Here is a 9,105-nt window from a genome sequence, read left to right on the forward strand (position 1 = left end):
CGGTGAAGTGGCTTGCCGTAATTCGCCGGTATTGGACCTTCGGCGGCACCGGGGTGCTCCGTAAGGTCGCCGCATGACTGCTGACAAGGCGGACGCGCTCCGAGCCCTTCACGTGCCGGGCACTCCGCTGGTCCTGCCCAACGTCTGGGACGCCGCGTCGGCGCGGGCCGTACAGGATGCCGGTTTCCCCGCGGTCGCCACCGGCAGCGCCGCCGTCGCGCGCGTGCTGGGCTACGAGGACGGTGAGGGCACCCCTGCCGACGAGATGATGGCGGCCGTGGCGCGCGTGGCCAGAGCGGTCGACGTGCCCGTCACCGCCGACGTCGAGCGCGGGTACGCGCTCGAACCGGCCGCCCTCGCCGAGGCGCTGGCGGGCGCCGGAGCCGTCGGGTGCAATCTGGAGGACTCGCTCCCCGGCACCGGCGAGATGGTGGAGACAGGCGTCCAGGCGGACTTCCTCGCCGAGGTGCGCGCCGCCGCGGGCCCGGGCCTGGTGATCAACGCCAGGATCGACCTGTACCTGTACGGAAGCGGCGACCGTGCCGCGGCCGTCGAGCGCGCACGGCGCTATCTGGAGGCGGGAGCCGACTGCGTCTACCCGATCGGCCTGGCGGACGAGGAGGAGATCCGGGCGCTGGCCGGCGAGCTGGGCGGGATGGTCAACATCCTGTTCCGGCCGGGAGGCCCCTCGCCGGCGCGGCTGGCCGAACTCGGGGTGGCCAGGATCAGCTTCGGCAGCGGGCTGCACCGCGCGTCCGCCGACTACACGCGCGGGCTGCTGGCGAAGGTCAAGGAGGGCCTGAGCCCCTACTGACGGCGGCGCGGCACGGGGATCCTCATCAGGTCGCGGGCGAGCACCACCTCGCCGTCGAAGCTGCGCCGCGCCTCGGCGGCGAAGGCCGGCTCCTCGGCGAAGCCGTACCGCTCGGAGAAGTGCGTGAGCACCAGCCTGCGCACCCCCGCGTCCGCCGCCACCATCCCCGCCTCGAACGCCGTCAGGTGCCCGTACTCCTTGGCCAGCGCGCTCTCCGACGACAGGAACGTCGACTCGATCACCAGCAGGTCGGCCCCCGACGCCAGCTCGAAGACGGCGTCGCAGAGCCGGGTGTCCATCACGAAGGCCGCGCTCTGCCCCGGCCTGGGCTCGCTGCACCGGTCGAGCGTGACGCCGCGTACTGAGCCGGTGCGCTGCAGCTCGCCGACCTCGGGGCCGCGGATGCCGTGGGCGGCCAGCCGCTCAGGCAGCATGCGGCGGCCGTCCGGCTCCTGGAGGCGGTAGCCGTAGGACTCGACCGGATGGGAGAGGCGGCGCGCGGTCAGCGGGCCGACGGCGGTGAGGTCGCCGTCGAGGGGATGTTCGGAGATGACGGACGTGTCGGCGAAGACGGCGGCGTGGCGGAGCCTGCGCCAGTAGGGTTCGCCGGAACCGGGGAAGAGCGCCCGCACCGGGTGCCTGACCTTGTCGCGGGCGATGCGCTGCACCACGCCCGGCACGCCCAGGCAGTGGTCGCCGTGGAAGTGCGTGACGCAGAGCCAGTGCACGTCGTGCGCGCTGACTCCGGCGTGCAGCATCTGCCGCTGCGTGCCCTCGCCCGGGTCGAGCAGGAAGCCCTGACCGTCCCAGCGCAGGAGGTAGCCATTGTGGTTACGGTGTCGGGTAGGAACCGCGCTGGAGGTGCCCAGCACCACGAGCTCACGTGAGGACATGATGCCCGCCGCCGCAGAGACCGCCGCCTTCGCCGAGGTGCCGACGCCGGTCGGCCTGTTCGTGCTGGCCGTCACCGAGACCGGCCTCGTGGCGTCGGGCTGGGCGTCGGCGCACGGGTCGCGTGCGCGCCTTTCCGACCGGCTCGGCCTGCCTGAGGTTCATGATGCGGATCGTACGGCCTTCGCGGTCGCGGAGCTGAACGCCTACTTCGCCGGCGACCTGAAGGTCTTCGAGACGCCGATCGACTGGCGCCTGATGTCCGGCTCGCGGCTGCGGGTGCTCCAGGCACTCCACCAGGTCCCGTACGGCTCCGCCGTCACCTACGGCGAGCTGGCCCGCCGCAGCGGCTCCAGCGTGCCGGCCCGCGGCATCGGCTCGATCATGGGCTCCAACCCGATCCCGATCTTCGTGCCCTGTCACCGGGTGATCGCGGGCACCGGCCTGGGCGGCTTCAGCGGCGGCGAGGGCGTGGAGACCAAGCGCCGGCTGCTGACCCATGAGGGCTATCTGCAACCGACGCTGCTCGACCTCTAGCAGACTGGTCAGCGTGAGCCAGCAGCCCGTCATCGCCGTCGTCGGCCCCACCGCGGCGGGAAAGTCCGATCTCGCCGTCGACCTCGCGCTCCGGTTGGGGGGCGAGTGCGTCAACGCCGACTCCATGCAGCTCTACCGGGGGATGGACATCGGCACGGCCAAGCTGACCCCGGCCGAGCAGCGCGGGGTTCCCCATCACCTGCTGGACGTCTGGGACGTCACGGTCACGGCCAGCGTGGCCGAATACCAGAAGCTGGCCAGGGCCGTCTTCGACCGCGTCGACGTGCCGGTCCTGGTCGGCGGCAGCGGGCTCTACGTGCGGGCGGCCGTCGACGAGCTGGAGTTCCCCGGCACCGACCCGGAGATCAGGGCGAGGCTGGAGGCGGAGCTGGCCGAGTTCGGCACCGCCCGGCTGTACGAACGGCTGCGGGGCCTGGACCCGGCCGCCGCGGCGGCGATCCTGCCCAGCAACGGCCGCCGCATTGTCCGCGCCCTTGAGGTGATCGAGCATTCGGGGCGCCCGTTCTCGGCCACGATGCCCGCCTACGAAGCGGTCTACCCGAGCGTGCAGCTCGGTCTCGAGGTGCCGAGAGCGGAGCTGGACGAGCGGATCGCGGTCAGGGTCGAGCGCATGTGGCGGGCGGGGCTGGTCGACGAGGTGCGGGGGCTGCTCGGCGAAGGGCTGGCCGAGGGCCGCACGGCGAGCCGCGCCCTCGGGTACGCCCAGGTCATCCGCTTCCTGGAGGGCGAGTGGAGCGAGGAGCGGGCGATCGCGGAGACCGTCCGGCTGACCAGGCGCTTCGCGCGCCGCCAGGAGTCGTGGTTCCGCCGTGATCCGCGGGTGTGCTGGTTGCCCTACGACGCACCGGATCTGCTTGAGCGATCCCTCGATCGGATCGCGGCGAGCCGGTGCGCATAAACTTTCAGCATGCGCTTTCTCAAGGGGCACGGCACCGAGAACGACTTCGTCATCCTGCCTGATCCCGACGGCGAGCTGGACGTCTCAGCCTCGCTCGTCGCGAAGATCTGCGACAGGAGGACAGGCATCGGGGCCGACGGTGTGCTCAGGGTCGCGCGCACCAAGCAGAGCCACGAGGTGGCCGAGCAGGCGTCGGCGGCCGAATGGTTCATGGACTACCGCAACGCCGACGGCAGCGTGGTGGAGATGTGCGGCAACGGCGTGCGCGTGTTCGCCCGCTACCTGATCGACGCCGGGCTGGCGGAGCACGCGGAGTTCGCGGTGGCCACCCGTGGCGGCCTGCGCAAGGTCCGCGTCGAGCCGAACGGCGACGTCACGGTCGACATGGGCCGGCCCGTCGTCCACGGCGAGAGCGTGGCCACCGTCGGCTCACACGAGTACACCGGCCTGTGCATCGACATGGGCAACCCGCATCTGGCCTGCGCCATCGGCGATCCCGTCGCGCAGCTCGACCTCGCCCACCAGCCGGGCTTCGACACGGGGGTCTTCCCCGGCGGCGTCAACATCGAGCTGTTCAACCCGGTGGGCACCAGCCGCGCGGTGATGCGCGTCTTCGAGCGCGGCTCCGGCGAGACCCGGTCGTGCGGCACCGGAGCGGTGGCCACGGCCGTCGCCGCCGCGAGCCTGTCGGGCGACAGCACGGGCACCTGGACGGTCGAGGTGGTCGGCGGCACGCTGACCGTCATCCTCGACGAGGACACCAGCTACCTTTCCGGTCCCGCGGTCATCGTGGCGAGTGGCGAACTGATGCTTGCAGTATGATGTTCTTCTGAGGAATGCTGGGTTCACTTCGCGAACTGAGAGGTGGACATGGCGGACCCACGCACCACCGCGACACAGGTCAGGGCCCCGATCGGCCAGTTCGGCGGCGGCTTCACGATCTCCAGAGAGGCCAAGGCCGTCTGCGACGAGTACGCCCTCGGCCCTCGTGAGCTGTACTTCCGCGGCCGCTGCGGCGTGCTCGGGGAGTGCGACGCCGACGTGGTCAGCGCGGTCGTCGTCTTCTTCCCGCCCGAGCACGTCGAAGAGAGCTGGAACGGCGGCCGCAAGGTGGCCGCCGAGCAGGCCGTCGAGCTCTACGCCGAGGTGTGCAGGGCATGGGGGCGGCGCAAGCTGGGCGGCCACGACGGCTGCGCCAGGATCGCCGAGCTGCTCCAGCGGGTCGTCGAGGAGGCCTCGCCCGTCGGTGCGCCGCTGTTCGCGGGCTGGCGGGCGGTGCCGCTGCCCGACGACCCACCGGCGCGTGCCGTGCAGCTCATGCACGTCGTACGCGAGCTGCGCGGCGGACTGCACGCCAACGCCGTGATCGCGGCGGGCCTCGACCCTCTGGAGGCGACGCTCGCTGCCAGCCACGACTCGACCCCGCTCGGGCGCACGACGGGGGAGCAGATCGCCCGGTTCTTCACCTGGCCGGAGCCCTACCCGCAGCCCGGCCCCGACGTGGTCGAGCGGCGCGCCGCCGTGGAGGAGACGACCGACGATCTCATGGCACGCGCCTTTTCGGTCCTGAGCGACAGTGAATCGGACGAGCTGATCGGGCTTCTGCGTTTTGGGGACGCTCGTTGACCTGGCAGACTGGCTGCCCATGGACGTGGACATCTGGGCCTGGGTCGGCGAAACCCAGCAGCAGCTTTCTGAGGCGGGCAACGTTGGCCTCGCCATGGCGCTGGGAGACCTTCCCGCACAGGCCTATGAGGGCCGTAACCCGCAGCTCGACGTCATGGCTCCGGCCATCGCGCAGCAGGCAGAGGCCCTGGAGCTGCCCTGGCTCGAGTTCTACGCCCGCTACTGGCACCTGATCGGCCGCATCGGCGACCGGGCGCAGGGCGCGGTCGCCATCGACGACGCCCAGCAGCTGCTCGAGTTCGCTCAGCGCGAAGACGTACGCGAGTGCCCGGCCGTTCCGGCGGCGGTCGAGGCGATGGCCATCGCATTGGCCAACGCCGACGGCCCCGGCCACGCCGCCGAGCGGCTCGAGGTGCTGGGCGCGCAGATCGAGGCGCTGACCCCGGAGAAGCCCGCCTTCACCGGGCTCGTCACGCAACATGTCGCCGCGCTCACCGACGCGGGCCGGCCGGGCGAGGCCGTGACCTATGCCGAGTCGGCCGTCGAGCGGCTGACGGTCGCCGGTCGCGAGGCGAGCTGGGAGCTCGGCGCCGAGAGCGCCCGCGCGCTGCTCGCCGCCGGCCGCGCCGAGGACGCGCTGCAGGCGTTGCAGGCCGCATCGGAGTTCCAGCCGGACGACCCGGTGGCCAAGGAGCACCGCGACGGCGTGCGCAGGGCGCTCATCCTGGCCACGCTCGGTCGCATCGCCGAGGCCGTCGACGCGCTGCCCGACCTCGACGTGGTCGGCGAGCACCCGCGGGTGTTCGTCGAGTGGTCGCAGGCCGTCAGCAAGCTGGCGGGTTCCGCCCAGATCACCAACACCTGGCAGCTGGGCCGCGTGCTGCGCCAGTGGATCGACTACTTCAGCATGATGGGCGGCTATCGCGCCCGCGTCGAGCTCGCGCTGGTCGCGGGCGAGCTGGCCATCGCCAGGCAGGGTGTCTGGCAGGCCAGGCTGCTGGCCGACCTCGCCGAGTCCGGAGTCGCCGAGTTGCGCGAGAGCGAAGGGCTCGCCGAGCGCATCGCCGCCCTGCGGGCCACCGCCGACGCCACGGGCGAGCCCGAGCCGCCCGGCCCGCTGGAGGAGCGGGTCGGCCTCTTCGACGCCGCCGACGGCTTCAACGCCGACCCGGAGAAGTGGGTGGGCTGGCTGGCCCCGCTGTCCGGGCAGGACCTCGAGGCCACCCGCCGCCACACGACCACGGCCGGCTTCCTGGGCTACCCCGCCACCGGCGCCGACATCTACTGGACGATGCTGGTCGACTCCGGCGACATCGCCACGGCCGACTCCGACGACGTGGCCTACCTCACCACGCTGCTCATCGAGGCCCGCCAGGACGAGCGGCTGGAGCAGATGGCCGCGATGTTGCCGCACGACGCCCAATACCTCGCGCTCGCCAGGCTGCACAGCGCCCGCGAGCGCTGGCCGGAGACGCTCGAAGCGGCCGAGCACGCCGTCGCGGCCGGCGCCGGGCTCGAGGCCCGCCGCCTGCTGTCGGGCGCTGCCCAGCAGCTCGACCAGAACGACCGGGCGGCCGGGGTGCTGCACGAAGTGCTCGACGAGCTCGTCGACGAAGACGTCTGGCGCATGATCGTCATGGCCACCGCCGCCGAGAACTGGGAGATCGTGCACCAGGGCGCGGCCAAGATCGGCATGCCGATCAAGTCCAAGGAAGGCCCGATCGAGGAGGAGATGGGCCTCATCAGGGTCATCCTGCCCGCACCCGACGGTGGCCAGCGCCAGGTCCTGTCGATCCGCACCGGCCCGGCCACCGCCAGGCTGGCGCTGCCCCAGCCGCGCGGCATGGACTACAACGCCGGCGACCTGGTCGTCTTCGACCCGCAGCTGCTGGAGCCGGTGCCCGAGGACCCCGAGGAGCAGCAGAACTTCGTGCCGCCCTTCGCCGCGGTGAGCATCCTGCGGCCCGGCGGCTACACCAGCTACTTCTTCGACGGCGCCGCGCCGAGCGAGGAGGACTGGGCGGAGTTCACCGAGGTCATGGCCGAGCGCGGCTGGCCGATGTGGGTCTACAGCGACGAAAACTACACCGTCTCCCACCCGTCCTCGGGCGAGCGGCTGCCCGGCGTGTTCGGCTGGGTCGCGGTGCCGCCCGACGTGTCGCCCAACGAGGTCGACGCCCTGCTCGACGACGCCACCGAGCGGTGGGTGCACCCGCTGGCCTGGCTAGACCTGGCCCGCGAGATCGACGTCGAGGTCGAGCGGCACGAGCGCATCGTCAAGGAATACGGCCTGTAAGGCTCTCGGGCCGACCGGAAGGGCGAGACTGACGTGCTGGATCGGTTCCGGCTCGACGGCAGGGTGGCCATCGTCACCGGCGCCTCCGCCGGGCTGGGCGTCGCCTTCGCCCAGGGCCTGGCCGAGGCGGGCGCGGACGTCGTGATCGCCGCCCGGCGCGCCGAGCGGCTGGAGCAGACGCGGCGGCTGGTCGAGGAGACCGGCCGCCGGTGCCTGGCCGTGCCGGCCGACGTGTCGCGGCCGGAAGACTGCGACGCCCTCGTGGCCGCCGCCGTCGAGGCCATGGGCGGCGTCGACGTGCTGATCAACAACGCCGGCGTCGGCACGGCCGTGCCCGCGCTGCGCGAGACCCCGCAGGAGTTCCGCCGGGTTATCGACATCAACCTGCACGGCACCTACTGGATGGCGCAGGCGTGCGCGCGGGTGATGCGGCCAGGCTCGTCGATCGTCAACATCGGCAGCGTGCTCGGCGAGACCACGGCAGGGCTGCCGCAGGCCGCCTACAGCGCGTCCAAGGCGGCGGTGACCGGGCTGACGCGCGACCTCGCGCAGCAGTGGACCGGTCGCCGCGGCATCAGGGTCAACTGCCTGGAGCCGGGGTTCTTCGCCTCCGAGATGACCGAGCAGTACAAACCCGGTTATCTGGAGCGGATGGTGGAGTCGCGGGTGATCATGGACCGCACCGGCGACCCGGCCGAGCTGGTGGCCGCCGCGGTCTTCCTGGCGAGCGACGCGGCCTCGTACATCACCGGGGTGACGCTGCCGGTGGACGGCGGGATCCTGCTCACCTAGGCCCCCGCCACGAGCGGCGGGCGGCGGGCTCGTTCACTTGGGGCCGGCGACGAGCAGGTCGTGGCGGGCGGCGAGGAAGCCCGCGTGGAAGCGGGTCCTGGCGCCCAGCCGCTCGCACAACACCTGCACGCGCCGCTGCACCGTGCGCGGGCTCAACCCCAGTTGCCTGGCGATGGCGTCGTCCTTCATCCCGGCCGCGAGCAGGGCCAGCACTTCGGCGTCGGGGGCCTGCGGCCACATCTCGGGCTCCAGGGCCTCGGTGGAGGTCAGGCGGAGCGGCACGGCGGCCCGCCACAACGTCTCGAACAGCCCCACCAGAGCGTCGAGCAGCGCGGACGGGTGCACCACGAGGGCGCTCTCGACGGCCCGGTCGTCGTCGGAGACCAGGGGCAGGATGGCGGTGCGGGCGTCGGCTACGGCCAGCTTGACCGGCACCTGGCCGAGCCTGGCCTGCTCGCCGTCGGAGATGGCGCGGCGCGTGTGGGCGAGCATGCCGGGGTGCTCGAAGGCCAGCGGGCTGTAGATGCCGCGGGTGGGTGCTCCCTGGCGGGCCGCCCGCTGCCGGTTCTCCTGGTCGTCGCTGATGTCGACCGCGTACGGGGGATGCACGAGCACGAGCATCTCCCGGGTGGCGTTGCGTTCGAGCTGCAGATAGCGGCGGGCCACGGCGTCGCGCCCGGTCACCACCTCCAGCACCTCCTCGGGCTGCGGCCCGCTGCGCTCGGCGACCTCGGTGGCCAGCAGCGCGGCGGCGGCCCTGCTGTGGGCGATCTCCTCCTGGCGGCGGGCGACGAGGATGTCGATGGCGACGTTCGGGGGAGTGGCGACGAGTCTCAGCGGGCGGCCCGCGACGCGGGAGATCAGCCCGAGGTCCTCCAGCCTGGGCAGCATGCGGCGGATGGCGGCGGGGGACGACCCTGTTTCCGCGGCGAGTCGGCTCAACGTGGCGGGGCCGTGCCGGAGCAGGGCGCGGTAGGCCGTCTCCTCGGCGACGGTGACGCCGAGCCCCTCCAGCAAGCGCCGCTGCGCCATGTCGCCCTCACCCCCAAGATCCCACAAGCGTAAGGCGGGCCGCGTCCAGCGGTCCACCTCAGGCGGCGATGTGTGCGCCTGTGGTGGGCCGCGTCCAGTGCGGCGGTGTCGGGTTCTCGGGGGCGGGTTCAGAGTGTTCCGGAAAGCCGCTCTTGTTCCAGAGGTACGCATGGGCCTATGTTCGGTTGCGTAGTGCGG

At 72.4% G+C, this 9,105-nt stretch carries 9 protein-coding genes; 7 read left to right on the plus strand and 2 right to left on the minus strand.

What is annotated here, in order from left to right; translation table 11 throughout:
- Positions 1-73: 73 nt before the first annotated feature.
- Positions 74-814 carry an isocitrate lyase/PEP mutase family protein gene (locus tag ACTWPV_RS01295; protein WP_443150242.1) on the plus strand — a complete coding sequence of 247 codons (741 nt, stop codon included), beginning with the start codon at positions 74-76 and terminating at the stop codon, positions 812-814.
- Here ACTWPV_RS01295 and ACTWPV_RS01300 read toward each other — a convergent pair.
- Positions 808-1,707 (minus strand): ribonuclease Z, encoded by a 900-nt coding sequence (locus ACTWPV_RS01300; protein WP_443150243.1) that lies wholly within the window; start codon positions 1,705-1,707, stop codon positions 808-810. The genes ACTWPV_RS01295 and ACTWPV_RS01300 overlap by 7 nt on opposite strands.
- On the opposite strand from ACTWPV_RS01300, the gene ACTWPV_RS01305 reads away from it, so the two are divergent.
- Genes ACTWPV_RS01305 through ACTWPV_RS01330 form a run of 6 tightly spaced genes read left to right on the plus strand, consistent with a single transcriptional unit; the run spans position 1,706 to position 7,875 of the window.
- Entirely contained in the window at positions 1,706-2,242 is a 537-nt protein-coding gene (locus ACTWPV_RS01305; RefSeq protein ID WP_443150244.1) for a methylated-DNA--[protein]-cysteine S-methyltransferase, read from the plus strand. The two genes, ACTWPV_RS01300 and ACTWPV_RS01305, sit on opposite strands and share 2 nt — an antisense overlap.
- A gap of 13 nt (positions 2,243-2,255) precedes the next feature.
- Complete coding sequence (gene miaA, locus ACTWPV_RS01310; RefSeq protein WP_443150245.1) at positions 2,256-3,161, plus strand: tRNA (adenosine(37)-N6)-dimethylallyltransferase MiaA; 906 nt, start codon at positions 2,256-2,258, stop codon at positions 3,159-3,161.
- 9 nt (positions 3,162-3,170) lie between these two features.
- Positions 3,171-3,983 (plus strand): diaminopimelate epimerase, encoded by an 813-nt coding sequence (dapF, locus tag ACTWPV_RS01315; protein ID WP_443150246.1) that lies wholly within the window; start codon positions 3,171-3,173, stop codon positions 3,981-3,983.
- Positions 3,984-4,031: 48 nt separating this feature from the next.
- Positions 4,032-4,787, plus strand: coding sequence for an SCO6745 family protein (locus tag ACTWPV_RS01320; RefSeq protein WP_443150247.1), 756 nt, complete (start codon positions 4,032-4,034; stop codon positions 4,785-4,787).
- Between the two features lie 19 nt (positions 4,788-4,806).
- Complete coding sequence (locus ACTWPV_RS01325; RefSeq protein ID WP_443150248.1) at positions 4,807-7,083, plus strand: tetratricopeptide repeat protein; 2,277 nt, start codon at positions 4,807-4,809, stop codon at positions 7,081-7,083.
- A 33-nt stretch (positions 7,084-7,116) separates the two neighbouring features.
- On the plus strand, positions 7,117-7,875 hold the full coding sequence (locus ACTWPV_RS01330; protein WP_443150249.1) for an SDR family NAD(P)-dependent oxidoreductase: 759 nt from the start codon (positions 7,117-7,119) through the stop codon (positions 7,873-7,875).
- 33 nt (positions 7,876-7,908) lie between these two features.
- Here ACTWPV_RS01330 and ACTWPV_RS01335 read toward each other — a convergent pair whose 3' ends face one another.
- Complete coding sequence (locus ACTWPV_RS01335; protein WP_347641638.1) at positions 7,909-8,907, minus strand: helix-turn-helix domain-containing protein; 999 nt, start codon at positions 8,905-8,907, stop codon at positions 7,909-7,911.
- Positions 8,908-9,105 lie beyond the last annotated feature (198 nt).

It is taken from the genome of Nonomuraea sp. KM88, assembly GCF_052245635.1.
GTDB lineage: Bacteria > Actinomycetota > Actinomycetes > Streptosporangiales > Streptosporangiaceae > Nonomuraea.

Excerpts from the sequence above, each read along its gene's own strand:
- ACTWPV_RS01305 (WP_443150244.1), top strand. The coding sequence starts at position 1,706 with ATGATGCCCGCCGCCGCAGAGACCGCCGCCTTCGCCGAGGTGCCGACG.
- dapF (WP_443150246.1), top strand. The coding sequence starts at position 3,171 with ATGCGCTTTCTCAAGGGGCACGGCACCGAGAACGACTTCGTCATCCTG.
- ACTWPV_RS01300 (WP_443150243.1), bottom strand. The coding sequence starts at position 1,707 with ATGTCCTCACGTGAGCTCGTGGTGCTGGGCACCTCCAGCGCGGTTCCT.
- ACTWPV_RS01320 (WP_443150247.1), top strand. The coding sequence starts at position 4,032 with ATGGCGGACCCACGCACCACCGCGACACAGGTCAGGGCCCCGATCGGC.
- ACTWPV_RS01325 (WP_443150248.1), top strand. The coding sequence starts at position 4,807 with ATGGACGTGGACATCTGGGCCTGGGTCGGCGAAACCCAGCAGCAGCTT.
- ACTWPV_RS01295 (WP_443150242.1), top strand. The coding sequence starts at position 74 with ATGACTGCTGACAAGGCGGACGCGCTCCGAGCCCTTCACGTGCCGGGC.
- ACTWPV_RS01335 (WP_347641638.1), bottom strand. The coding sequence starts at position 8,907 with ATGGCGCAGCGGCGCTTGCTGGAGGGGCTCGGCGTCACCGTCGCCGAG.